The organism is Hyphomicrobium sp. (assembly GCF_019753045.1).
Lineage (GTDB): Bacteria > Pseudomonadota > Alphaproteobacteria > Rhizobiales > Hyphomicrobiaceae > Hyphomicrobium_B.
This window is the reverse complement of the sequence record NZ_JAIELN010000005.1, coordinates 79,096-102,627: the sequence shown is the minus strand read 5'-3', so window position 1 is coordinate 102,627 and position 23,532 is coordinate 79,096. Positions and strand designations below refer to the sequence as shown.

At 60.9% G+C, this 23,532-nt stretch carries 22 protein-coding genes; 12 read left to right on the top strand and 10 right to left on the bottom strand.

From position 1 onward, the window contains the following. Nucleotides 1–8: 8 nt before the first annotated feature. From K2Q04_RS05590 to K2Q04_RS05580, 3 genes are read right to left on the bottom strand one after another with little or no spacing between them, the layout of a single operon-like run. Nucleotides 9–917: a carbon-nitrogen hydrolase family protein gene (locus tag K2Q04_RS05590; RefSeq protein ID WP_291160430.1), complete on the bottom strand. Its 909-nt coding sequence runs from the start codon at nt 915–917 to the stop codon at nt 9–11. Then, a complete protein-coding gene (locus tag K2Q04_RS05585) occupies nt 917–1,531 on the bottom strand; it encodes a GNAT family N-acetyltransferase (protein ID WP_291160428.1) in 615 nt (204 codons plus the stop codon). Before K2Q04_RS05585 ends, K2Q04_RS05590 begins: the two co-directional genes overlap by 1 nt. A gap of 14 nt (nt 1,532–1,545) precedes the next feature. Further along, nucleotides 1,546–1,980, bottom strand: coding sequence for a ketosteroid isomerase-related protein (locus K2Q04_RS05580; protein ID WP_291160425.1), 435 nt, complete (start codon nt 1,978–1,980; stop codon nt 1,546–1,548). 132 nt (nt 1,981–2,112) lie between these two features. Between K2Q04_RS05580 and K2Q04_RS05575 the strand changes: the two genes are divergently transcribed. After that, the gene (locus K2Q04_RS05575; RefSeq protein WP_291160423.1) at nt 2,113–2,733 is read left to right on the top strand and encodes a TIGR02466 family protein; all 621 of its coding nucleotides are present in this window, start codon (nt 2,113–2,115) and stop codon (nt 2,731–2,733) included. Nucleotides 2,734–2,769: 36 nt separating this feature from the next. On the opposite strand, the gene K2Q04_RS05570 is transcribed toward K2Q04_RS05575, so the two are convergent. After that, nucleotides 2,770–3,189: a secondary thiamine-phosphate synthase enzyme YjbQ gene (locus K2Q04_RS05570; RefSeq protein WP_291160420.1), complete on the bottom strand. Its 420-nt coding sequence runs from the start codon at nt 3,187–3,189 to the stop codon at nt 2,770–2,772. A gap of 37 nt (nt 3,190–3,226) precedes the next feature. Here K2Q04_RS05570 and greA (K2Q04_RS05565) point away from each other — a divergent pair, with 37 nt between their 5' ends. Continuing rightward, nucleotides 3,227–3,685 (top strand): transcription elongation factor GreA, encoded by a 459-nt coding sequence (greA, locus tag K2Q04_RS05565; protein WP_291160417.1) that lies wholly within the window; start codon nt 3,227–3,229, stop codon nt 3,683–3,685. Between the two features lie 43 nt (nt 3,686–3,728). Here the strand turns inward: greA (K2Q04_RS05565) and K2Q04_RS05560 are convergent, their stop codons facing one another. From K2Q04_RS05560 to K2Q04_RS05545, 4 genes are all read right to left on the bottom strand, one after another. Then, a complete protein-coding gene (locus tag K2Q04_RS05560) occupies nt 3,729–4,232 on the bottom strand; it encodes a VOC family protein (RefSeq protein ID WP_291160415.1) in 504 nt (167 codons plus the stop codon). A 291-nt stretch (nt 4,233–4,523) separates the two neighbouring features. Then, nucleotides 4,524–6,500: an RNA polymerase sigma factor RpoD gene (gene rpoD / locus K2Q04_RS05555; RefSeq protein ID WP_291160412.1), complete on the bottom strand. Its 1,977-nt coding sequence runs from the start codon at nt 6,498–6,500 to the stop codon at nt 4,524–4,526. 116 nt (nt 6,501–6,616) lie between these two features. Then, a complete protein-coding gene (gene dnaG, locus K2Q04_RS05550; protein WP_291160410.1) occupies nt 6,617–8,584 on the bottom strand; it encodes a DNA primase in 1,968 nt (655 codons plus the stop codon). Between the two features lie 182 nt (nt 8,585–8,766). Beyond that, complete coding sequence (locus K2Q04_RS05545; protein WP_291160407.1) at nt 8,767–9,204, bottom strand: GatB/YqeY domain-containing protein; 438 nt, start codon at nt 9,202–9,204, stop codon at nt 8,767–8,769. Between the two features lie 173 nt (nt 9,205–9,377). On the opposite strand from K2Q04_RS05545, the gene carA reads away from it, so the two are divergent. From carA to greA (K2Q04_RS05510), 7 genes are all read left to right on the top strand, one after another. Next, nucleotides 9,378–10,577 (top strand): glutamine-hydrolyzing carbamoyl-phosphate synthase small subunit, encoded by a 1,200-nt coding sequence (gene carA, locus K2Q04_RS05540; RefSeq protein WP_291160404.1) that lies wholly within the window; start codon nt 9,378–9,380, stop codon nt 10,575–10,577. A 3-nt stretch (nt 10,578–10,580) separates the two neighbouring features. Continuing rightward, nucleotides 10,581–11,648, top strand: coding sequence for a ChaN family lipoprotein (locus tag K2Q04_RS05535; RefSeq protein WP_291160401.1), 1,068 nt, complete (start codon nt 10,581–10,583; stop codon nt 11,646–11,648). Between the two features lie 115 nt (nt 11,649–11,763). After that, nucleotides 11,764–12,390: a hypothetical protein gene (locus tag K2Q04_RS05530; RefSeq protein ID WP_291160399.1), complete on the top strand. Its 627-nt coding sequence runs from the start codon at nt 11,764–11,766 to the stop codon at nt 12,388–12,390. A gap of 51 nt (nt 12,391–12,441) precedes the next feature. Next, entirely contained in the window at nt 12,442–13,155 is a 714-nt protein-coding gene (locus tag K2Q04_RS05525; protein ID WP_291160396.1) for a hypothetical protein, read from the top strand. Nucleotides 13,156–13,287: 132 nt separating this feature from the next. Further along, nucleotides 13,288–14,514, top strand: a complete 1,227-nt coding sequence (locus K2Q04_RS05520; RefSeq protein ID WP_291160393.1) for an MFS transporter — start codon at nt 13,288–13,290, stop codon at nt 14,512–14,514. Nucleotides 14,515–14,663: 149 nt separating this feature from the next. Beyond that, on the top strand, nt 14,664–17,939 hold the full coding sequence (carB, locus tag K2Q04_RS05515; protein ID WP_291160390.1) for a carbamoyl-phosphate synthase large subunit: 3,276 nt from the start codon (nt 14,664–14,666) through the stop codon (nt 17,937–17,939). A gap of 141 nt (nt 17,940–18,080) precedes the next feature. Continuing rightward, complete coding sequence (gene greA / locus K2Q04_RS05510; RefSeq protein ID WP_291160387.1) at nt 18,081–18,554, top strand: transcription elongation factor GreA; 474 nt, start codon at nt 18,081–18,083, stop codon at nt 18,552–18,554. Nucleotides 18,555–18,600: 46 nt separating this feature from the next. Here the strand turns inward: greA (K2Q04_RS05510) and K2Q04_RS05505 are convergent, their stop codons facing one another. Together K2Q04_RS05505 and K2Q04_RS05500 are read right to left on the bottom strand one after the other, a co-directional pair. Continuing rightward, the gene (locus K2Q04_RS05505; RefSeq protein ID WP_291160385.1) at nt 18,601–19,164 is read right to left on the bottom strand and encodes a hypothetical protein; all 564 of its coding nucleotides are present in this window, start codon (nt 19,162–19,164) and stop codon (nt 18,601–18,603) included. A 25-nt stretch (nt 19,165–19,189) separates the two neighbouring features. Beyond that, complete coding sequence (locus K2Q04_RS05500) at nt 19,190–19,678, bottom strand: Lrp/AsnC family transcriptional regulator (RefSeq protein ID WP_092869575.1); 489 nt, start codon at nt 19,676–19,678, stop codon at nt 19,190–19,192. Nucleotides 19,679–19,813: 135 nt separating this feature from the next. Between K2Q04_RS05500 and K2Q04_RS05495 the strand changes: the two genes are divergently transcribed. From K2Q04_RS05495 to ettA, 3 genes are all read left to right on the top strand, one after another. Continuing rightward, the gene (locus K2Q04_RS05495) at nt 19,814–20,851 is read left to right on the top strand and encodes a mitochondrial fission ELM1 family protein (RefSeq protein WP_291160379.1); all 1,038 of its coding nucleotides are present in this window, start codon (nt 19,814–19,816) and stop codon (nt 20,849–20,851) included. Between the two features lie 27 nt (nt 20,852–20,878). Next, nucleotides 20,879–21,628, top strand: coding sequence for a type II CAAX endopeptidase family protein (locus K2Q04_RS05490; RefSeq protein ID WP_291160376.1), 750 nt, complete (start codon nt 20,879–20,881; stop codon nt 21,626–21,628). A 192-nt stretch (nt 21,629–21,820) separates the two neighbouring features. Beyond that, entirely contained in the window at nt 21,821–23,479 is a 1,659-nt protein-coding gene (ettA, locus tag K2Q04_RS05485) for an energy-dependent translational throttle protein EttA (protein ID WP_291160374.1), read from the top strand. Nucleotides 23,480–23,532: the final 53 nt, after the last annotated feature.

The following is a 23,532-nucleotide window of genomic DNA, read 5'->3' as shown; positions in this document are numbered from 1 at the left end:
CCCCGGACTCAGATTAGTTTGACGACTTCGACGGCGACCTTCGCCGTCGTTCCGCCGCCGGGCTGCTTCAGCCAGTCGCCATAGTTGTGCATCTCGCCTGTCTCGCGAACGCGCGCGAGACGGGTGAGGTCGATGCTGGCCGTCACCCACTCGGCGGCGTTCAACGTGCCTTCGGCAAGCACGCCGGTATCCGATACGCCATGTTCGGAGGGCACATAGACGCCTGCAGCGCCCGCATTGAAGTCGACCGCGGGTGACCAAGGCGCGTCGCCGACGGTCGGGCTCTGGACGGCGGCAATCGTATTCTCCAGCGCACGCGCCATCGAGCCGGTGCGAACGCGGTGATATCCGGAGACCCGCTCCGTGCACGAGGGAACGAGCAGCACTTCCGCGCCCGCTTCCGCCATTGCCCGCGTGATGAGCGGGAATTCGCTATCGTAGCAGATGGCGATGCCGATGGTGCCGAGCGATGTCGAGAACACGCGCACTGGACCGCCTGCGGTGACGCCCCAACCATGCTCGAACGGCGTCATCACGAGCTTCTCCTGCTCGCCGACCGAACCTTTGGGGGTCACGAGCTGAGCGGCGTTGACGAAGCGGCCGTCGATCTTCTTCGTCGGTCCAGAACCGACGAGGATATGCACGTTATGCTTCGCCGCGAGCTCCAGATGGAACTGGACGCGGCTCTCTTTCAGCTCCGCCACTTTTGTAAGCGTTGCCTGCAAATCTTCGTAGATCTCGGGGCCAAAGCAGGCAGCCTGCTCGATCGCCGCGTATTCGGGAAATACGAGAAGTTCCGCGCCGGTCGCCGCGCCGTTCTTCACCCACAGTGCGATCTTCTTCTCCCATTCGGCAAGCGTCTTCGGCTGGCCGATCGGATATTGCGAGCTCGCAACTTTGAGATGCTTCGCTGTCATCAGAGGGTCTTCATCCAGAACTGCATCTTGTGGGGCGTCTCGCCGGGCTGGTCGATGTCCTGCCAGTCGTAGGTCGCGATGATCCCGTCGACGGGAGCATACCCGCGCTTGCGCCAGAACGGATCAAGTGGGGCATAATCCGCCGGCTTCAACGGGTGATCGTCAGGCCGGACGACGCGGCAGAATGACGAATGGGTGAACCCGCCGAGCTTTTTCGCCTGAGCCTCACGGCCGTCGAAGAAAGCGTGCCCTAGTCCATGGCCACGGTGGCTCTTCAACAGCACGCTCTCGCCGCAATAGAAGATCTTCGTGATGTCGTAGCCGGCTTTTCTGAAGGGCTCGCCGAATTCGTCCGCATGTTCGATCATCGGCGCACCGGTCGACGCGCCGACCATTTGGTCTCCGTCAAAGGCCGCGATGACGACGGCCCCTTTGGCCTTGGCGAACTTCTCGAGATACTTTTGCTCGTATTCGAGCGTGCCCTCGTAGAGATACGGCCAATCGCGAAACACGATCATCCGCAGGCGGCTGAGATCGGGAAGGACCTTGAGAATGTCCTCCCCGGTGACCGATTTGACTTCGAGCTTCTTCTTGTCGCCCGCGTTAGTCGCCATATCTCGTCGATGCCTCAGCCCGCGACCTGCGCGATCCAATCCGTCAGATTGTAGTAGGTGGTGACGCGGGCGATCTTGCCGTCGCGGACCGCGAAGAACGTGCCGGCCGGTAGAACGTATTTCTGGCCGACGGCGTCGGGCAAACCCTCTTCCGTGTTCTTGTACGTTCCATGCACATTGAATTCCGCGGCCGCGCGCGTCGCGTCCTTGGAGACGAGGACTACGATGTCCTTCAGCTCTTCCTTGTAATTGTGCGTCATGCGCGCGTTGAAGGCGCGAAACTTCTCTTTGCCCTGGCGCCGCTCGCCCTGGTTGACGTCGTGGATCACGTCGTCGGTCAGGAAGTTCAGCATGGTGTCGGTATCGCCGCGATTGAACGCCGCGTAGTATTCGCGGATCAGGGCCGCCGTGGCGGCGCGTGCTTGCGATTCAGGCGAAGTGTCGGACATTGGTTGTCTCTCCGAAAGGCTCTGCGATTGATTTGCCGCGGTGTTTAGCAGGTCGGAACCGGCCCTTCCATGCGCAAGCGTGCTGGGGTAAACGCGACATTTCACCTTCGATTGCGCAGCGGGGAGTAGTCAATGGCGCGCCTCCAAGAGCTTTTCGTCACCCAGATTTACCGGGAAGAGCTCCAGCGCGGCCAAACATCGTCGCTGATCCAAGAGCTTGGGGAGGCGGCGCGCGAAATCTCCGCCCAAGACCGGGCAGGGCAGGCGTGGTCGAAGGCGAACGATTATGCAGGATATACATCCTATGCTTCGCTAAACGACCTTCCCGGTAGGCACCCGGCATTTGCCGATCTCGTCGCGGTATTGGATCGGCATGCGGGCGCCTTCGCGAAAACGCTCGAATTCGAGCTGACGGGGAAGCGCCTCGCCCTCGACAGCCTATGGATCAATATCCTGAAGCCGGGCGGCTTTCACACCGCGCACATCCACCCGCATTCGGTGATCAGCGGCACGCTTTACCTCGCCGTTCCGAAGGATGCGAGCGCGATCAAATACGAAGATCCCCGGTTGCCGATGATGATGGCCGCTCCATCGCGCAAGCCGGCGGCAAAAGAGAAGAACAAGACGTTTGTCGCAGTCGCTCCGGCCGCGGGGACGCTGTTGCTCTGGGAAAGCTGGCTCCGCCACGAGGTGCCCGTCAATCACGCGAAGTCCGAGCGCGTGTCGGTTAGCTTCAATTATCGTCTCGATTGATCGATCGCATCGGTGAGGGCACGAGACGCGTGTGCGCTAAGATCCAAGCACGTGGATGACGACCTGCCGGGTATGCGGCCGTCGGCGGTGTTCGAACAGGTAGATGCCTTGCCACGTGCCGAGCAGCATTCGCCCGTCCGCGATTGGGATAGCGAGCGTCGTCTGGGTTAGCGCACTCTTAACATGCGCCGCCATGTCGTCCGGACCTTCCGACTGATGCAGGAAGAGCGGATCGCCATCCGGAACCAGACGTCTGAAAAAGGCCGCGAGATCGAGCTGGACGTCCGGGTCGGCGTTCTCCTGGATCAGCAGCGAGGCCGACGTATGGCGGCAGAAAAGATGGGCCAGGCCAGTCAAAATGCCTGCCTCTTCGACGACCCGGGCCGCCGCTTCCGTGAATTCTACGAGGCCCGGACCATTGGTTCTGATTTCCAGCGTTTCCTGGTGTTGCCGCATTCTGGTACCTGCCTCCGAGAGAGCCTATATAAGGGGGATGAGCAGAGCATTCGTCAAAGAATCGGACGCAGTAGAAGAGCTTCCCGAGAAGCTCGTCTCTGAGCATCGCAATCTGGTAACGCCGGAAGGCTTGGCTCACATCGAGGCCGAGGTGGGAAGGCTGCAGGCCGAGCTTGCGGAAGCCCAGCGTTCGGGCGACCGCGATGCGATCCAGCGGGCTTCGCGCGACTTCCGCTATTGGAACCAGCGTTTCGGCAGCGCCGAAGTTCAGAACCCGCCGACCGGCTCATCGGTCGTCTCGTTTGGATCGCTCGTCACCCTCGAACGGGACGACGGCCGTATCCAGAAATACCGCCTGGTCGGCGAAGATGAATCGAACCCGGCGAAGGGCAAGATTTCCTACACCTCACCATTGGCGCAAGCGCTGATGGAGAAGAGCGTCGGTGATGTCGTACACGCCGGCACTGGCGAAGCTGAGATCGTGAAGATCGAGTAGAGCCGCTCACGGCCTCGAAGTATCACGGCGCAGGCGCTGATCGCTATTTGCAATCGCCCGCGCCGGATGACGGCATGAACGTCTTCATCGCTTCTTCGATTTCGGCGGCGCTCATGTCGCGCTGATGTGTTGCGATGGACCACTTGTGACCGAACGGATCTTCGATGATGCCGTAGCGGTCGCCCCAGAACATATCTGCGATCGGTATTAGAGGTATCGCACCGGCTTTCACCGCTCGCTCGATGAACGCATCGACGTCGGCAACGTAAAGATGGATCGTAACCGGACTGCCGCCGAGCGCTAACGGCGAAAGCGATCCCCATTCCGGATCTTCATCGACGAGCATCACCTGCGCTTTGCCGATTTTGATGGCGCCGTGCATCAGTTTGCCGTTCTTACCCGGCAATCGCATCATTTCGACCGCGCCAAAAGCCTTCTTGTAAAAGTCGATGGCTTCGCTGGCGCCAGCGCAAACCAAGTGCGGAGTGATCGTTTGAAGGTCGTCACTTCGAATGCCGTCGGCGGTCTTCTCCTGTGTTTGGGTCATTTCGCTCCTCCATTTTTTATTTGGCGGCCGCGTAAGACGTTTATTGGGGAGCGTGGGTGATCGAAGGCCGTGGCTACCAAGCTCCCTGCGGCAGCTTTCGCGAGAATGTAGGCTTCTTCAAGAATTGCCAAGCGCCGGCGAGGCACCAAATACGGCGCTCGAGCGCGGAGCAACGGTCAGCAATGCGTATACGTTATGGTTTACCGCGCACGAACCCAAAGGTTCATGGGCGAACCGGAGCGGGCGCTACGGGCAAGGAAATAAAAAGGGCCGCTTTCGCGGCCCTTTCAATCAGTTATCCAGGAAGCTCCTAAGCTTCCGCGACCGGCTCGGATGCTTCAGCTTTCGCAGAGCCTTCGCCTCGATCTGACGGATACGTTCGCGCGTCACCGAGAACTGCTGGCCGACTTCTTCCAGCGTGTGATCGGTATTCATGCCGATGCCGAAGCGCATGCGCAGAACACGCTCCTCGCGAGGCGTCAGCGAAGCCAGAACGCGCGTCGTCGTATCCCTGAGGTTCGACTGGATCGCCGCTTCGATCGGCAGCACCGCGTTGCGGTCCTCGATGAAGTCTCCGAGATGTGAATCCTCTTCGTCGCCGATCGGCGTCTCGAGGGAGATCGGCTCCTTGGCGATCTTCAGAACCTTGCGCACCTTCTCGAGCGGCATCGCGAGCTTTTCAGCCAGCTCTTCCGGTGTCGGCTCGCGACCGATCTCGTGCAGCATCTGCCGCGACGTGCGCACGATCTTGTTGATCGTCTCGATCATGTGCACGGGAATACGGATCGTTCGCGCTTGGTCAGCGATCGAGCGCGTGATCGCCTGCCGGATCCACCACGTCGCGTAGGTCGAGAACTTGTAACCGCGGCGGTACTCGAACTTATCGACGGCCTTCATCAAGCCGATGTTGCCTTCCTGGATGAGATCTAGGAACTGCAGACCGCGGTTCGTGTATTTCTTGGCGATCGAGATGACGAGACGCAGGTTGGCCTCGACCATTTCCTTCTTCGCCTGCCGTGCCTCGCGCTCGCCCTTCTGAACGGCTTTGACGATGCGGCGGTATTCCGGAATTTCGAGACCCGTCTCGGTCGCGAGCTGATGGATCTCGCCACGGATCTGCTCGACCTGACCGCGTTCGGTCTTGACGAACGAGCCCCACTTTTTGCCGTTGTTGGCAACACGGTCGAGCCATGTCTGGTCGAGTTCGTTGCCGTAGTATTCGTCGATGAAATGCTGACGCGGCACGCCGTAGCTGTCCGCCAGGCGCATCAAACGTCCTTCAAGGCCGATGAGGCGCTTGTTGATCGCGTAAAGCTGCTCGACGAGGCTTTCGATACGGTTGTTGTTGAGCGATAGCGACTTCACGTCGACGATGATCTCGTCGCGGATCTTCTCGTACGCTTTCTGCTGCTGGCGCGAGCCCTGATCGCCGACGAGTTGCTGTTCGAGCTTCTTGTCCTGCTGCTTGCGAAGCTTTTTGTAGGTCGCGGCGATCTGGTCGAAGGTCTCGAGAACCTTCGGCTTCAGTTCCGCTTCCATCGCGGCAAGCGACATGGCGTTCTCGAACTCGTCCTCGTCCTCGCCTTCGCCGGACGGGGTCTCGGAATCGGACTCAGCCGGACCTTCGCCCGGAATTGCCGAAACTTCCTTGGCCTCGGGGCCTTCATATGTTGCTTCGAGATCAATGATGTCGCGAAGAAGAATCTTGCCGTCGTTGAGCTCGTCCCGCCAAATGATGATGGCCTGGAAGGTGAGGGGGCTTTCGCAGAGACCTGCGATCATCGCCTCGCGACCGGCCTCGATGCGCTTTGCGATCGCGATCTCGCCCTCGCGCGACAAAAGCTCGACCGAGCCCATTTCGCGCAAATACATGCGGACGGGATCGTCGGTGCGCTCGGCGGGCTCCGACTTGGTGTCGGATTTGACGAGCGAGCTGCTATTTTGAGTGACGAGGGCGCGGCCCTCTTCATCCTCGGCCAGCTCTTCGGCTGCTTCTTCCTTTTCCTCGCCTTCTTCGGTCTCTACGACCGTGATGCCCATGTCGGACAGCGTGGCGTAAAGGTCCTCGATCTGGTCGGAAGAAACCTCTTCCGACGGCAGAACCGAATTCAGCTGATCGAGCGTGACGTAGCCTTTCGCCTTCGCTGTCTTCAGAAGACGCTTAACAGCCTGGTCCGACAGGTCGAGTAACGGGCTGTCGCGTTCTGGGGCGTCGGCGGCCTGGTCTTTGTCTTCCGTCTTTTGGACTGCCTGCTGGGCGCGTGCCATCCTTGGTTCCTTGTCGTCTGCGCCGCTCCCGCACGAGAGAGGCTAAATCTCACAAAGGCTAGGCTTCGAACCGCCGCATGCTGCAGCTCGCCGAAGCGGGTATGCAAACCACACGCCTATCCGGCGCGCTTGAAGTCTGAATTGTCGTCGTCGGGTTGATCGAACTCGTCCATTTGTTCTGCCGCCGTTTCGCGGGCGATCTGGCGCTTGATGTCGAGAAGGCGATTTTCTGCGTCTTCCGTGCAATCCCGATACCAAGCCTCCTCGGCGTTCTTCAGGGCAAGGCCAAGCTCGGCCTGTCGCTGCTGAAGCGCAAGAATATGGTGCCAGGCGGCTTCGACATCGGTGGCGGAGGCATCTGGCTCGGCAAAACGGTCGCTTTTGTGCGTAATCGTTCGCGCGACGAGGTCCACCACCTTTGCAACCCCCGATTTGCTCAATTGGGTTCGTAAAGTTGCGCTGTCAAGGGAATTTTGGCGCGCATGCACCGCTAAAATCTCATCGCGAAGCGCTGAAATCGCAGGGGAGGCGAACTCGATGACCGCAACAGCCTCCGAATGCTCATCAATCAGCCATGGATGGTTAATAAGTGTTTTCAGAATAAGAGCCTCGCGCGGTAATATGCTCTGAAAATGACTTACAAGCTCCGGGCTGGCCGTCATTGCACCAGGGTAAGCCGGCTTTTTTGGAAAGCGCTTCTCGGGCCCGCTGAGCCGATAGCGCTCGCGTCCACGCCAGTCTGGGGCCGCCACCGGCCGGGCGTACGAGGCCTGGACGGATGGCCCGCCGGCGCCTCGCGCTTGTGCCGAAAACCTTTCCCGTCCAAGTTGATACAACCTATCGCGTAGCTCTCGCGAGTAGTAGCTGCGAACTGTCGCGTCCTGAATCGATTCGGTCAGCGCTTTGAGACGTGCCTCGAGCGCCGCCCGCTGTTCCGGTGTGCCGATCGGCTGGGCTTTCACCTCCCGGTCCCAAAGAACGTCGATGAGCGGGCGCGTCTTCTCCAGAACCTCGGTCATGGCGCCCGCGCCCCGCTGGCGAATGAGATCATCCGGGTCGAGACCGTCTGGCAGAAAGGCGAAGGCGACACTGAAGCCAGGCTTTACCAATGGGAGCGCGATTTCGACGGCCCGGTCAGCCGCTTTGCGGCCGGCGCCATCGCCATCGAAGCACAACAGCGGTTCTGGTGCAAAACGCCACAGGAGTTTCAACTGGTCTTCGGTGAGTGCAGTTCCAAGAGGCGCAACGGATTCAACGAAGCCGGCCTCGGCAAGCGCCACGACATCCATATAGCCCTCGACTGCGATGACCCTGTTTTTGTCGTGGGCTGCGGTCCGGGCACGCGCGGCGTTGAAGAGGATGTGGCCCTTGTGGAAGAGGGGCGTTTCCGGAGAGTTCAGGTATTTGGCCGGCGCCTCCTTGTCGAGCGCCCGGCCGCCGAACGCAATGACACGACCTTTCAAATCAAGGATGGGAAAGATCACCCGGTTGCGGAAACGGTCGTAGGGTTCGGGAATGTCGTCCCCGGAAATGAGCATGCCCGCGGTCGCCATGTCGGCAGCCGAAAACCCTTTGCCCTTGAGGTGCGCGCTGAGAGCTGAGCGCGAGTTCGGCGCGAAACCGAGCCGAAAGGTCTGGATCGTCTCCTGCGCCAGTCCGCGCCTCTCGAGATAGCCGCGGGCCTCGGAACCGATCCCGGCACGCAAGCTGGCCTCGAAGAACGCCGCCGAAGCTTCGAGCAGCCGGTAAAGCCTCTCGCGCTGGTCTTCCTGCTCGACATTGCGTTCGGCGGCCTTCGGCATTGGCACACCGGCTTCAGCCGCGAGCCGCTCGACCGCCTCCGGGAACTCAAGCCCCTCCGTCTTCATCAGGAATGTGAAGATGTCGCCATGCTCGCCGGACGCGAAGCAATGGTAGAAGCCCTTCTGATCGTTCACGAAAAACGAGGGCGATTTCTCCGCCTTGAAGGGTGAGAGGCCCCTGAATTCACGGCCCGATTTCTTCAGCACAACCTTGCGGCCGACAACCTGGCTCACGAGCAGCCGGGAGCGGATTTCATCCAGAAGGTTCGGGCTGAAGCGCATCGGCGTAGCGGGCCTCGATGAAGCGGACTCCTATGCCGAGGCGCTTTCGGCTTCGCCCCGGCACGCAACTGAATAGGTGATTCGCCTAGAAGCACGGCGCTTCAATGCCTTGTCGCGGCAAACCATACCCGCTTTCCACAGAGCCGCATTTGAGCAGATCGCGCGGCTTCAACCGGGTGGGCTCAGCCAAGCGCTGCTTTGACTGCGGCGCTCGCCTTCTGAAAATCCATTTGGCCCGCGTACTTGGCTTTGAGCACGCCCATGACCTTGCCCATGTCTTTGGCGGACGCGGCCCCCGTTTCCTTGATTGCGTCGGCGACCGCCGCGGTGACGGCGGCTTCGTCCATCTGCTTCGGAAGATAGGCCTCGATGATATCGATTTCCGACTGCTCGGTGGCTGCAAGATCGGGACGGCCGCCGCTTGTGTACTGCGCGATGGAATCCCGGCGTTGTTTCACCATCTTCGTCATGACGGCGAGGACGCCCGCGTCATCGAGCTCCTTACGCGTTTCGATCTCCGCGGCTTGGATGGCGGCGTTGATGAGCCTGAGTGTCGCGACCTTTGGCTTGTCACCGGCTTTCATTGCCGTCTTGAGATCGGCGCTGATCTTGGCGCGCATGGGTAACGTCTCCTTGAAACTGAGGGATTGGTTTACGAGGTGCATGTATCTCCCGGCAAGCGTTGCAGGACATAAGTTTTAGGGGGGGAACCATAATTGACGTTGAATGGCGGTTCCCCTAGGTTCCGGCGCGATTTGAGCCGTTGCTCGAAGACCCATTCAATGGATGACAGATGACCGCACCTGAACCCTGGACAGAAGTGCCTCTGACCGCGCGCCTCGTGCTTGACGATGGCACAGTCATAGCGGGCCGTGGTCTCGGTGCGACGGGCACCGCCGTCGGCGAGGTTTGCTTCAATACCGCGATCACCGGCTATCAGGAAATCCTGACCGACCCGAGCTACGCCGGACAGATCATTACGTTTACCTTCCCGCATATCGGCAACGTTGGCGCCAATCCGGAAGACACCGAGACGTCCAACCTCGCCTCCCGTTCCGGTGTCCGGGGCTGCATCTTGCGCGCCGACATCACCCAGCCTTCGAATTACCGCGCCGCCGAGCATCTCGATCAGTGGCTGAAAGCCCGCGGCATCATCGCCATCTCGGGTGTGGACACGCGAGCGCTGACGGCGCGCATCCGCGAGAAGGGCATGCCGAACGGCGTCATCGCGCACGATCCATCCGGCAAGTTCGACATCGACGCCTTGAAGGCCGAGGCGAAGGCCTGGCACGGCCTTCTGGGTCTCGACCTCGTTCCCGAAGTCACCAGTGGCCAGAGCTACTCTTGGGATGAGCAGCGCTGGGTGTGGGGCAAAGGCTTCGAGCGTAACGAAAACCCTGAATTCCACGTCGTCGCCATCGACTACGGCCTGAAGCGCAACATCCTTCGCTGCCTCGCGTCAGCGGGCTGCAAGGTGACCGTCGTTCCGGCAACGGAAAAAGCTGAGGACGTACTTGCCCGCAACCCGGACGGCGTCTTCCTGTCGAACGGGCCGGGAGATCCCGCAGCGACCGGCGAATACGCGGTGCCTGAAATCAAGAAGCTCGTCGATAGCGGCAAGCCGGTGTTTGGCATTTGCCTCGGCCATCAGATGCTCGGCCTCGCGCTCGGCGCGACGACGAAGAAAATGCATCAAGGCCACCATGGCGCCAATCACCCGGTGAAGGACTTTACGACGAACAAGGTCGAGATCGTTTCGATGAACCACGGCTTCGCTGTCGATCGCGAAAGCCTTCCGAGCGGCGTCGTTGAAACGCACGTTTCGTTGTTCGACGGTTCGAACTGCGGCTTGGCACTCGAAGGCAAGCCCGTGTTCTCCGTGCAGCACCATCCGGAAGCCTCGCCCGGCCCGCAGGACAGCCACTATCTGTTCACGCGCTTCGTCAACATGATGCGCAAGCAAAAGGGATTGTCGGCGAGCCGGGAGCACTGACCGGTGAAAAAGTCCGAGGGGGCGAGAGGCGTCGGAAGCCTGCTCGCGGCCGTTCTTTCGGCGCTGTCATTCGGATCGGACGCACAGGCTTGTGCGTTTGAGCAAGGCCCATTCCTGCAAGAGATCGCGCGACAGGCCAAAACCTGTTCGCACCCTCTTTGCGGACAAATTCTGGCCACCGCTCCGGCGAGGGCCGAAGCCAAAGATGGTTCGTGTGCGACCCATCCGTGGATGCGTCTGAGAACGGCCGCGTCCGCCGCGATGTCATCCGGCGGCGCGTTGATCCTCGGTGAGACGCACGACAACGCCGAGCATCATCTTCTGCAATCTGCGGCTCTCGCCGAATTTACGGACACTTCGTCTGCGAAGCGCCCCGCGATCGTCTTCGAACAACTTCGCGCCGATCAGGAAACGGGCGTCGCGAGTTTCAGGGCGCTGTCAGCAAGTGCAACGTCCGAGACGCGTACCGTCGACGATCTGAAGCGCCTCGTCGATTGGGATAAGTCCCAGTGGCCGAAGAATGTCTACGAACCTCTCTTCAGCGCCGCGATTGCGCTCGATTTGCCGATCTATGCCGGCGATGTCGCTCGCGCCGATATCAGGAAGGCCGCCAAGGAAGGGGAGGGCGCGCTCGCCTCTGAGGACCGTTCGCGGCTGGGCCTCGATGTGCCCCTGGGCGAAAAGGTCGACGCAGCCTCGGAGAAGGAAATCGAGGTCTCCCATTGTGGCGCGCTTCCGAAAGAAGCATTCGGCGGTATGGCCTTCGCGCAGCGCTATCGCGATGCGCATCTGGCAGATGCGGTTATCGCGGCCGGGAAAACCAATGGCGCGGCCTTTCTGATCGCCGGCACAGGCCACGCGCGGACGGATCGCGGTGTGCCCTGGTATGTTCGCAAGCGCACGCCGGAGAAGCAGGTCGTCTCAGTCATGTTCATCGAGGTCGAAGACGGCAACGACGACGCCCAGTCCTACATACCACGCGGACCTGATGGCCAGCCGGCTGCCGATTTCGTCGTGTTCACTGCTCGCACCGAGCGCGGCGACCCTTGCGAGAAGATGCTCAAAAAATAGTCCCGCTCAGGGCGCGCCCCAAATAGACGATTCCACAAATCAACCTTGCTGAACTTTAAGATCGCTTCACGTGCCGATCTGGGTATAACGCAAGGAAAAAATCTGGAGGAAATCGATGCGCGCGCTTTGCTTAGCCGTCCTCTCGCTCGCCGTAGCGACACCGGCCTTCGCCGCCGACTGCACGAACGATGTTCTATCAGCTTTTGAGAAGCAGCGCGCGTCGAAGGCTTTCCGCGTCGAATTCAGCCAGCCGACGGCTGAGGGCGAGGCGCATATGCGGATAGACTACATGCCGCCCAATCGGATGCTGCAGACGGTGACGTCTCCTGCCATGCCGGGCGAGCAGCAAACGATGCTGGTCGGCGACCGCGCCTTCGCCGGAACGAGCGGCGCCATGGAAGAGCTTCTGCCCCAGTTTACCCAATCGATCGTCGCCGAGGTGAACCAGGCCGTGTACGCGCCGCCCAAGGGGCTTGGCGATTTCGAATGCCTCGGCCCCGCGAAGTTTGAGGGCCAGGATCTCATCGCCTATCGCACCGCGGACAAATCTCCGCCCGAAGCTGATCATACGAAGATCATGGCGCGGACGATCTATGTCGATCCCACGAGCGGACTTCCGGCCTTCAACGTCGTGGCGTCCCGCGCGGACGGGGCAACCCCCGTTTTGAAGGTCAAGTATTCCTACCCGACCGATATCGACATCGTTGCGCCCACGAACGCTCCCGTGCAAAAGCTCCGTTAAATCCAGCCGCATCCGGCATTAGTTAGGCCCGGCATTATTCAGGATAGTCCTATGCGCCGCATCGCGCTTGCCCTCGTCACCGTCGCCGCCTTCTCCAGCAACGTTCTGGCGCAAGCCCCGACGCCCGGGGCGGCTCCGGGAGCAAAGCCCAACGCCAATCCCTGCAGCGATGAAGTTTCCGCCGCGCTGCAAAAGTTGCGGAAGTCGTCGTGGTTCCGCATGGACACTCATATGCTGACCGAGAGCGGCCCGTCGACGATGCAGGTCGATTACGTTCTTCCCGATCGCATGCACCAGACCGTAACCGCGAAGCTGACCAACAAGACGACGGAATTGATCCTCGTCGGCAATGAAGCGTGGTCGAAGCAGGATGATACCGGCTGGAAGCCGGTGCCGCCGAAGGTCGCGACCCAGATCAAGGAGCAGATGCAGGACTCCGTCGTGACGCAGCAGACGGATGTCGGCAGCTACGCCTGCAAGGGCCGCACGACCATCGACGGCCGCGATGTCCTGTCGTACCGGCTCGACTCGGAGATGGAGAAGGGCTCTACCGCCGATCCGAACCAGGCGTACCGGATGTTCTACGTCGACGCGCTGACGGGCCTGCCGGCCAGCAACATGCTTCTGGCGCCGGGACACGAGGACAAGCCGATCTTCAAGACGAGCTATACGTTCCCGCTCGACATGAAGATCGATCCCCCGAAGGACGTCGCAGCTTCGCCCGCTGCGGAGACGCCCGCCGCCGACCCATCCTCTGGCAAATAGGTCTCGATTACCTTCCGTCTTTGCGCACATGTTCGCTGTGATACCGACCATGCTTGCTGAGATGGCTGGTATGCCCGGTTTGGCCTATGACCGAGGCCCTCTTCGGCGCTAGAAGCAGCGCCGGAGATTTCAATGAGCACGATAGAATCGTCACGCTCGGCGCTGCGCACGCCGATGGCAACGGCTTCCCTTACTGTCCTGATCGCAGTCAGCTTCTGTCATCTGCTCAACGATGTGATGCAGTCGCTGCTGGCAGCCGTCTATCCGATGCTGAAGCACGATTATGGCCTGGATTTTTGGCAGATCGGGCTTCTCACGATGGCGTTCCAGGTAACGGCGTCGCTGCTGCAACCCTTCATCGGCCACTTCACCGACAGGCGCCCCGTTCCCTATTCGACCACCATCGGCATGGGGTCGACGTTCATCGGACTCATGATGCTGGCGTACGCGACGAGCTATGCCGTCCTCATCGTGGGCGCCGCCTGCGTCGGCATCGGCTCCGCGATCTTTCACCCGGAATCCTCCCGCATCGCGAGGCTCGCATCTGGCGGGCGGCATGGCTTTGCACAATCGCTGTTTCAGCTCGGCGGCAATTTTGGTACCGCGCTGGGACCGTTACTCGCGGCGTTCATCGTGTTGCCGCGCGGCCAGCAGAGCATCGCCTGGTTCGGCGCGATCGCGCTCGCCGGGATGGCGATACTCTGGAAAGTCAGCGAGTGGGGAACGACCGCGCGGGGCAAGGTCAGCAAAGAGTTTCTGCCTGCGGGGCTCATCCATTCGCGCCGCCGGACGGCAGTCGCCCTGACGGTTCTCGCCATCCTGGTCTTCTCGAAAAACGTCTACATGGCGAGCCTGACGAGCTACTACACCTTCTACGTCATCCATACCTTCGGCGTCTCCGTGCAGCAGTCCCAGTTGATGCTGTTTGCATTCCTCGGAGCGTGCGCCGCAGGCACTATTCTCGGCGGCCTGTTCGGCGATCGATTCGGCTCTAAGATGGTGATTTGGTTCTCGATCCTCGGCTGTCTGCCGTTCACGCTGGCGCTGCCGTATGCCAACCTCACCTGGACGATTGCGCTGTCTGTGGTGATTGGCCTCATCCTGTCCTCGGCCTTCCCGGCAATCGTCGTCTTCGCACAAGAACTTGTGCCGGGCCGGGTCGGCATGATCGCGGGTATCTTTTTCGGCTTCGCGTTTGGTATGGCGGGCATCGGAGCGGCCGTCTTAGGCGTCGTCGCCGATGCGCGCGGCATAGATTATGTCTACCAGATCTGCTCTTACCTGCCGTTTCTGGGTCTGTTGACCGTCTTTCTTCCGAGTTCCGATGCACAGGAACGTGACAAGGTGAAAAAGGGATAAACGCGCTTATCCGCGAAGAACGACCGAACGAAAAATTTTCGGGGTTTCCCCCGCGGGGCGCATTGCCTATAAGGCCCCCTTAGCCCGACCTCTGATCCAATCCTGAGCCGACCGCGATATCGCGAGCTTCGGCCAAATCCCTGCGCCGCATGCCAAAACGAACTGACATAAACTCAATTCTCATCATCGGCGCAGGCCCGATCGTCATCGGCCAGGCGTGCGAGTTCGATTATTCCGGCACCCAGGCCTGCAAGGCGCTGAGAGCGGAGGGTTATCGGATCATCCTCGTCAATTCCAATCCGGCGACGATCATGACCGACCCGGATCTCGCGGATGCGACGTACATCGAGCCGATCACGCCGGAAGTGGTGACCAAGATCATCGCCAAGGAGCGCCCGGACGCGATTCTTCCGACGATGGGCGGACAGACCGCTCTCAACACCGCGCTCGCACTCCACAAGCAAGGCATCCTGCACAAATACGGCGTCGAACTCATCGGCGCCAAAGCCGAAGCCATCGACAAGGCCGAAGATCGCCAGCTCTTCCGCGAGGCCATGCGCGAGATCGGCCTCGAAACGCCGCGCTCGGCACTCGTGAACTCGCGCGATGAGGGAGCGGCAGCGCTCGAGACCGTCGGGCTGCCGGCGATCATCAGGCCGTCGTTCACGCTCGGCGGCACCGGCGGCGGTATCGCATACAATCGCGAAGAGTACTTCGAGATCATCGAACGCGGCCTTGACGCGTCGCCGACGTCCCAGGTCCTTGTCGAGGAGAGCGTCCTCGGCTGGAAAGAATACGAGATGGAGGTCGTTCGCGATAAGGCGGACAACTGCATCATCATCTGCTCGATCGAGAACATCGATCCGATGGGCGTGCACACGGGCGACAGCATCACCGTCGCGCCCGCGCTGACGCTGACCGACAAAGAATACCAGATCATGCGCGACGCCTCGATCGCCGTGCTGCGCGAGATCGGCGTCGAAACCGGCGGCTCGAACGTTCAGTTCGCGGTCAATCCGGCAGACGGACGTCTCGTCGTCATCGAGATGAACCCGCGCGTTTCGAGATCGTCGGCGCTGGCTTCTAAGGCGACGGGCTTCCCGATCGCCAAGGTCGCGGCCAAGCTCGCAGTCGGCTACACGCTCGACGAAATCCAGAACGAAATCACGGGCGGCGCAACACCGGCTTCGTTCGAGCCGACGATCGATTATGTCGTCACGAAAATCCCGCGCTTCGCCTTCGAGAAGTTCCAAGGCGCCGATACGACGCTCACAACATCGATGAAATCGGTCGGCGAAGCCATGGCCATCGGCCGGACGTTCGCGGAAAGCATGCAGAAGGCGCTTCGCTCGATGGAAACCGGCCTCACCGGTTTCGACGACGTGCAGCTCGAGGGCCTCGGTCAGGGCGATGACAAGAACGTCGTTCGCGCTGCCGTCTCCCGTCCGACTTTCGATCGCATCTTGAAGGTGGCTCAGGCATTCCGCGAGGGCTTCTCGCTCGATGAAATTCATCAGTACTGCAAGATCGATCCCTGGTTCCTGACGGAAATCAAGGCGATCGTCGACGCGGAAGCGCGCGTCCGCGCGCACGGGTTGCCGAAGTCGGCTACGCATCTTCGCGCGCTCAAAGCGCAAGGCTTCTCGGACGCTCGCCTCGCCAAGCTCGCGAAGACGACCGAAACGACGGTTCGTGAGGCGCGCAAAGCGCTCGGCGTCGAACCCGTATTCAAGCGGATAGACACGTGCGCCGCCGAGTTCGCGTCGCCGACAGCGTACATGTATTCGACGTACGAGACAGGCCTCACCGGCGACCCCGTTTGCGAGGCCGAGCCGACGGCGAAAAACAAGATCGTGATCCTGGGCGGCGGTCCGAACCGCATCGGCCAGGGCATCGAGTTCGACTACTGCTGCTGCCACGCGTGTTTTGCGCTGACCGCAGCCGGCTTCGAAACGATCATGATCAACTGCAATCCCGAGACGGTCTCGACGGATTACGACACATCTGATCGCCTGTTCTTCGAGCCTCTGACTGCCGAGGATGTCCTCGAAGTCATTCGCGTCGAAAGCAAAAAGGGCACGCTCAAAGGCGTGATCGTCCAGTTCGGCGGCCAGACGCCACTGAAGCTTGCGAGCGCATTGGAAGAAGCCGGCGTGCCGATCCTCGGAACGTCGCCAGACGCCATCGATCTTGCCGAAGATCGCGATCGTTTCAAAGCGCTGATCGAAAAGCTGAAGCTCGTGCAGCCCAAGAGCGGCATCGCCAAGTCGCCGGGCGAGGCGCGCGGCGTCGCTGAAAAGATCGGCTATCCCGTCGTCATTCGTCCGTCCTACGTCCTTGGCGGCCGCGCGATGGAGATCGTGCACGACGGGGCCGAGGTCGACCGTTACGTCGCCCGCCTTTCCGCGACCCTCGACAAGCCTTCGGAACTTGTTGTCTCGGACAAGCGCCCGCTTTTGATCGACAGCTATCTGACCGACGCGGTCGAAGTCGATGTCGACTGCCTGTCGGACGGCAAGGATACCTTCGTCGCCGGCATCATGGAGCATATCGAGGAAGCCGGGATCCACTCCGGCGACAGCGCCTGCTCCCTGCCGCCATACTCGCTTTCGCCCGCGATGATCGCCGAACTCGAGCGCCAGACGCGGGAGCTTGCGCTCGCGTTGCGGGTCGTCGGCCTGATGAACGTTCAGTTCGCCATCAAGGACGAGCAGGTCTTCATTCTCGAAGTTAATCCGCGTGCGTCGCGAACCGTGCCCTTCGTTGCCAAAGTCATCGGGCTGCCCATCGCCACGATCGCGGCCGAGGTGATGGCGGGTAAGCCGCTCGCGGCGTTCAACCTGAAAAAGCCGTCCTACAAGCACGTTGCGGTGAAGGAAGCCGTCTTCCCGTTCGCCCGCTTCCTCGGCGTCGATCCGATCCTCGGACCGGAGATGCGCTCGACTGGCGAGGTCATGGGCATCGACCACGACTTCGCGATGGCCTTCGGAAAGAGCCAGCTGGGCGCAGGACAGAAGCTTCCCTCGGGCGGCACGGTTTTCGTCTCGGTCAAGGAAAGTGACAAGGCCCGCATCGTAGCGCCGGTAAAGGAGCTTGCGGCCATGGGCTTCAAGGTCGTCGCCACGCGCGGCACGAAGCGCTTACTGGAGGCCAACGGCATTCAGTGTGATGCGATCAACAAGGTGCTGGAAGGCCGCCCGCACATCGTGGACGCGATGAAAAACGGGGATATTCACCTTGTTTTCAACACGACCGAAGGGTCCAAAGCTCTCAGCGACAGCAAGGACATTCGGCGCACTGCCTTGCTTCACCACATCCCCTACTATACAACGTTGGCGGGAGCAGTAGCGGTTACACGGGCCATTAAGGCGCTAGCATCGGACACGCTGGAAGTGGCCCCGTTGCAGGCCTTCGCCCATCGCTGAGCCTTACGTCGAGTGTTCGGAACGCGCTGAAAGGCGCGGCCGGGCGTCGCTGCGTACCTATTTGCCAATTCTACTGTTACCGTGTGTTGGGGGGATCTTCCCCGCAATGATCTAGCCGTTCGAAAGACTTTGGAGAACATGATGGAACGGGTGCCGATGACGCTTGAGGGTTACAAGAACCTCGAGGATGAACTGCACCGCCTGAAGGCTGTTGAGCGCCCGCGCATTATCGCCGCGATCGCCGAGGCACGCGCCCATGGCGACCTCTCCGAGAACGCGGAATATCATGCCGCGAAGGAGCAGCAGGGCCTCAACGAAGCGCGCGTTGCTGAGATCGAAGACAAGATCAACCGCGCCGAAGTCATCGATATTACGAAGCTCTCCGGCGACACGATCAAGTTCGGCGCGACGGTTACGCTGCAGGACGAAGATTCGGGCGACAAGGTCACCTATACGATCGTCGGCGACACGGAAGCGGATCTGCGCAACCGCAGAATTTCCATTTCGTCTCCCATCGCGCGCGCGCTCATCGGCAAATCCAAGGGCGAAAGTGTTGACGTCACGACGCCCAAGGGGACGCGTACGCTTGAAGTATTGCAGGTGAACTGGGGCTAAGCCCCAGCCACGGGCTCAGGCTCGCGCTTCTCGCTCCACAGGCTGGCTACTCATTGCCGCCTTCGAAGAACGCAGAAGCGGACCGGCACTCTTCCTTCGATTGAGTAAGATCGAAAGCGCGATCCTCTCCGGCTTTTCCGGAGAGTTCGATGTCGCCTGCGCCGCCTTGTAGCGCGATCCCGCTTTCTCCGGTCTCTAGGCGGAGCCCGCCGCCGTTTTGAGGCGAGAGGCGAAACACGCCGCCGTCGCCTTCGAGAAAGCACTCGAAATCGGCATCGTTGGTTTTGCAGCTCGCGGCCTGTCCATACCATTCGGGGCCGCTCGTCAGCATGAGCCCGAACCCGATTTCAAACCGGTCGGCGGAGTTCGGCGTACCGTCCGAATTCTTCTTCGAAAGGTCGATCTCGATTTTGCGGACGCGCTGATCCGGATGATCTTTGAGATGGGCTTCGTCATACGTCCGGGCAAAGCAGGGTGCGCCGTCGAGCACATTCGCGAAATAGCTATTGTAGAGATCGTCCGACGTGGCGGCGGCCGAAGGCAATATGCTGACAACCGAGACTATGAGCGGTCTTCCAATCCGAAGCGCCAGATCAGAAAAGGTTGCCATCGGCCCTCCGCAATACCCGCTTCTGTCAAGTCCCGTCTGGTCCCGCCACTGTGATCGGTACCCCGGGCTCCCGTTTTGCTCGGCGGATCGTAAGGTAGGTTTTGACGCTGGCGACGTTGGGTGCCGCGGTCAATTCATCGAGCACGAAGCTCTGGAACCGTTGTAGGTCGCGAGCAATGCACTTCAGTATAAAGTCGCTTTCGCCGGACAGCATGTAGGCCTCACGGACGAGTGGCCAGCCGAGAATTCTGTTTTCGAATGAACGGAGATCGGACTCCGCCTGGTTATGGAGCCTCACCATCGCAAACGCCGTCAGCGCATAACCGAGCCTTACCTCATCGACGAGAGCAGTATAGCTTGCGATAAGTCCGGCTTCTTCCAGCGCGCGTACGCGGCGCAGACAGGGCGGAGCCGATAAACCGATGCGGTTGGCGAGAGCGATATTGGTAATTCGTCCGTCGGCTTGCAGCTCTCGCAAGATCCGCCAGTCCGTTTCGTCGAGTTCAATTGCCATGGAGCCGCGCCACTACAGGGAGATTTGAGTAATATCAGGAATGTAGAAGGGCGCACGAAGTTTCGCTTATTTCTTTAACAAGATCGTCGGCAGCCGCGGCGTAGCCGACACGAGGAGCCCATAAGTTAATCCATCATGGCACGTAGCGACCCGCCTTCAGCTCCATATTCAGGCATGTTCCAGGGGCAAACGGCCTGGATCTTCTCCGATGGCAAGGCGGGCCACGAAGCTCAAGTCCTGGGCGTCGTCGAGGCGCTCGGTCTGCAGGCCGAAATTCAACGTGTCGACATAGCGGGCATCTACAAGTTTATGGCTCCCTGGGGCCCGCTGCCGCCCGAGGCGCCCAATGGCGACAGGCTGCGTCTCGACCCGCCGTGGCCGGCGTTTGCGTTCGCCACGGGCCGCACGACGATACCTTACATCCGCGCCCTGCGCCGGCGCGCCGGCCTCGAGACATATACCGTCATCCTGATGGACCCCCGGACGGGAGCGAATAGCGCCGACCTCATATGGGTCCCCGCGCACGATCGGCGCCGGGGCCCGAACGTCATCTCGACTCTGACGGCCCCGCATCGCTTCTCGCCCGCGCGGCTGCGCGCACTCCACACCAACCCGCCGCCGAGGATCGCCGGGCTGCCGAAGCCCCGCATTGCCTGCCTGATCGGCGGTCCGAACGGCTATTACCGGTATTCGCCGGCCGATGAGGAGCGCTTGGTGGACGCGTTGGCGGGGCTCGCGGCAAGCGGTGCAGGGCTGATGATTACAACCTCCAGGAGAACCCCCGAGCGGCTCGCAGCTCGGATCAAAAACTCGGTGGCGGCCGAGCGCGCCTTTTTCTGGGATGGCGAAGGGCAGAACCCATATCCCGATTTTGTCGCCCACGCGGATATGTTCGTCATCACCGCCGACAGCGTCAGCATGACGTGCGAGGCGGCAGCGACGGGTCGGCCGATCTTTATTTTTTCCCCTTCCGGCGGAAGCGCGAAGTTCAACCGTTTCCACTCTGGCCTCGCGTCCTATGGCGCGACGAGGCCGTTGCCCCCATCTGGTGAACCGCTGCCGTCGTGGACCTATGAACCGTTGCATTCGGCGGATGTCATCGCCGCAGAAATAGCGAAACGCTGGCTCCGGCGTGCCGAAATGCTCCCGGGGCTGGTCAAGGCAAAGACGTAACGAGGGGAGGCGAGAGGTGCAGACGAGATGACGACAGCCTTCTCCTCGAAAGATGTGGTCTCCGGTTCTGCCGATCTCTGCGCTGGCGGAACGCTCGCGCAATCTCTCGACGTTATTCATCCTTCGGAACGGCGCAGGCTGCAGCTCTGGACGGAGTTCGGGCTGATCTACGTCGGAACCCCACTGCTGATGCGGATTGCAGTTTTCGATTACGGCGTGCCGCTGTTTTACGCGCTGCCGCCGGTGCTCATCGCGTTCGTTGCGTTCCTCTATTACGATCGCACCTTCAGCCTGAAAACGGAAGCGAGCCGCGGTGTAACAAGATCGGCCGCACTCTCGATTCTGGGCACATTCATCGTCGGCAGCGCGTTCGTCGGCTCGCTGGTCGCGGTAATGATGCCAGAGCGCTTGTTCGCACTCGCCGCCGAGCGACCCGGCCTCTGGCTGAAGATCATGGTGCTCTATCCTTTCACGTCGGTGCTGGCTCAGGAGTTCGCGTACCGCGTATTCTTCTTCCACCGCTACGGACCGTTGTTTCATTCCCGATGGAGCCTGATCCTCGCCAACGCCCTGGCATTCGGATTTGGCCACATCCTCTTCCGCAACTGGATCGCGGTCGGAGGAACTTTCGTCATCGGATTGCTCTTGGCGTGGCGATACGAGCGCACCCGATCGTTCGCGGCGGTCTATATGGAGCACGTCCTCTGGGGATGGCTGGTCTTCACCATCGGTCTCGGCGTCTATTTCTTTACCGGCGTCAAAAATCCCGCCTGGTGACGGTCAAGGCGGAGCCTGATTTTGCTCTGTGCCCTGCGCCGTTTGCGACAGCTAGATGAGGCATTCCGGCCCGCCCCAAAAGCCGCGCCGCGGCACGTCGCACATGGGCGCAATGATGCAATTGAGGAAGTCGCGACAATCGGGTAGGAAGGCCCCCAATCCCTAAACCTTACTCCCAACGAGGCGCCGCGTATGGCTGCACATCAGTACGTCTATCACATGCACAAGCTGTCCAAGGCCTACCCGGGCGGCAAGCAGGTGCTGAAGGACATTTCGCTGTCGTTTCTGCCAGGCGCCAAGATCGGCGTCGTCGGCCTCAACGGCGCAGGTAAATCGACGCTCCTCAAAATCATGGCCGGACGCATCGACGACTTCACGGGCGAAGCCTGGGCCGCCGACGGCATCAAGGTCGGCTATCTTCCGCAGGAGCCGGAACTCGATCCCGATAAGGATGTGCTCGGCAATGCCATGGAGGGCGTTGCGGAGAAGAAGGCCATTCTCGACCGTTACAACGAAATCGCGGCCAACTATTCGGAAGAGACCGCCGATGAGATGACGGCGCTCCAGGATCAGATCGACGCGCAGAACCTGTGGGATCTGGACGCGCAGGTCGAGCAGGCGCTCGATGCCTTGCGCTCGCCGCCGGGCGACGCTGACGTGACGAAGCTTTCGGGCGGTGAGAAGCGTCGCGTGGCGCTGACGAGACTTCTGCTGTCGAAGCCCGACATTCTTCTCCTCGACGAGCCGACCAACCATCTCGACGCCGAGAGCGTCGCTTGGCTCGAACGCTATCTGAAAGAGTACACGGGCTGCGTCATCCTCGTGACCCACGACCGCTACTTCCTCGATAACATCACTGAGTGGACGCTCGAACTCGACCGCGGGCAGGGCGTGCCGTGGAAGGGCAACTACTCCGGCTGGCTCGAACAGAAGGCCAAGCGCGAGGCGGTCGAGAAGGCGCAGGAGGAAGGCAAGCAGAAGGCTCTGTCCCGCGAACTCGAATGGATCAGATCGTCGCCGAAAGCACGCCAGGCCAAGTCGAAGGCGCGTATCACCGCCTACGAGAAGCTGGCCGATGAAGCCGGCCGCGAGGAAAACGGACGCGCATCCATCCAGATCGCGACCGGACCGCGCCTCGGTGGCATCGTCATCGAAGCAGAGGGCCTAAGCAAAGCATTCGGCGACCGGCTTCTGATCGACGATCTCTCGTTCAAGCTGCCGCCAGGCGGCATCGTCGGCGTCATCGGTCCGAACGGCGCCGGTAAGACGACCCTGTTCAAGATGCTCACCGGCGTCGAACAGCCGGACAAGGGTTCGATCCGTCTCGGCGATACCGTGAAGATCGCCTACGTCGATCAGTCCCGCGCACATTTGGACGACAAGAAGACGGTCTGGGAAGAGATCTCAGGCGGCCTCGATCAAATGCTGCTCGGCGGTAAAAAGGAAGTTCCGAGCCGCGCCTATTGCGGCTGGTTCAACTTCAAGGGAGCCGACCAGCAGAAGAAGGTCGGCATGCTGTCCGGCGGCGAACGCAACCGCGTGCATCTCGCCAAGCTTCTGAAGGAGGGCGGCAACTTGCTGCTGCTCGACGAGCCGACGAACGACCTCGACACGGAGACGCTCGGCGCGCTGGAAGCAGCTCTTGAAGATTTTCCCGGTTGCGCCGTGGTCATCTCGCACGATCGCTTCTTCCTAGATCGTCTCGCGACGCACATCCTCGCATTCGAGGGCGACAGCCACGTCGAATGGTTCGAAGGCAACTTCGCCGACTACGAAGAAGACAAGAAGCGCCGTCTCGGTGATCAGGCCGTGGAGCCGCACCGGATCAAGTTCAAGCGCTTCGAACGGTGACGCCATCCGAGGCCAGCTGACAGACGGACACGCACATCCAGTCCGAGAGCGTG